Source organism: Streptomyces sp. SID10853 (genome assembly GCF_010548145.1).
Lineage (GTDB): Bacteria > Actinomycetota > Actinomycetes > Streptomycetales > Streptomycetaceae > Streptomyces.
Map to the genome: position 1 here is coordinate 1 of NZ_JAAGLN010000476.1, position 1,359 is coordinate 1,359.

General features: G+C 74.2%; 1 protein-coding gene and 1 pseudogene. One reads left to right on the plus strand and one right to left on the minus strand.

The features are described 5' to 3' along the window. Positions 1 to 637: pseudogene (locus G3I19_RS36445) on the minus strand (hypothetical protein); the annotation flags it as partial. 109 nt (positions 638 to 746) lie between these two features. On the opposite strand from G3I19_RS36445, the gene G3I19_RS36450 reads away from it, so the two are divergent. Then, on the plus strand, positions 747 to 1,359 hold a 613-nt coding region (locus G3I19_RS36450), incomplete at its 3' end, for a MerR family transcriptional regulator (RefSeq protein WP_164267940.1).

Consider the following 1,359-nt stretch of genomic DNA (forward strand, 5'->3'; position numbering starts at 1 on the left):
AGTCCTCGCGCGCCGGGACCGGGACCACCCGGCCGGCCCCGGCCCCGGCTTCGGCTCTGGTCCCTGCCCCGGCTTCGGCTTCGGCTCCGGTCCCGGCCCCGGCTCCGGCTCCGGTCCCGGCCCCGGCTTCGGCTCCGGTCCCGGCTTCGGCTTTGGCTGTGTCTGCCCGGTCGAGGAGCAGTTCGCGGATCTTCTGGTCGGGGACCAGGCTCAGGGCGGGCTCGCCGTCCTGGGGGATCCCGGTGTCCAGATGGACGATCCGGCCGATCCGCTCCGGGCGGCGGTCGGCCGCGCCGAGTACCGGGTGGATGCCGTAGCCGTGGCCGACGAGCACCAGCTCCCGCGTGTCCACCCGGTCCCGCGCGTCCGCCAGCTCCCGCGCGTCCGCCAGCTCCCGCGCGTCCGCCAGCTCCTGCGTGTCCACCTGGTCTTGGGCGTTCACCTGGTCGATCAGAGCGACCAGGTCCTGGATGTGCGTCTCCAGGTCCGGCCCCGGTCCTGGAGGGTGGGGCCGGTCACCGAGGCCGGTGAGCGTCACGGGATGGGCCTCGGCCCCCGATTCCCGCAGCAGGCACGCGAGTTCCTCCCAGACCCAGCCGCCGGTGTATGTGTCCGGTACCAGGATGAATACCGTCATGGACCTCTCCTCGCACGTGTGGGGTGCGCGGGGCCCGTACGGCCGCCCGCGCTCGCCGGTACCGTATGAACTCCCCCTGAGGGAGGTTCAAGCCTTGTCGCCCGACAGCATGTGGTCCATCGGAGAGCTCGCCGGGCACGCCGGTGTCTCCGTCAAGACCGTCCGCTTCTATTCGGACCGCGGTCTGCTGCCCGAGACCGCACGCAGCGCCGGGGGACACCGCAGGTACGGGCCCCCGGCGCTCGGCCGGCTGCGTCTGATCCGCTCCCTGCGGGCCCTGGACCTGCCGGTGCGGGAGGTGAGGCGGGTCCTCGACGAGGAGGACGTCCTGGAGGACGTCGTCGCGGGGCAGTTGCGGGATCTCGGTTCACAACTGGCCGCCCTGCGCTGGCGCGAGGCGGCCCTGCGCCTGCTGCAGGACTGCACCGCGCCGGAACGCGCCGAGCGGCTGCACCTCGTCGGGGCCATGACCGCCCCGCCCAGCACGCAGGCGCTGGCCCGGTTCTGGCGGCGGTGGCTGCCGCCGCGGCTGCCGGCCCGGCTGGTGACCGCGTTCCTCGAACAGACCGTTCCGCAGCTTCCCGATGACCCGGACCCGGCCCAGGCACTGGCCTTCGCCCGGCTGCACGCGTTCGTCTCCCGCCCCTGCACCGGAGACGAACGCGGCCAGCCCGCGGCCCACCGGCCGCAGGAGGGCTACCGCCCGGCGGTGCTCTACGACG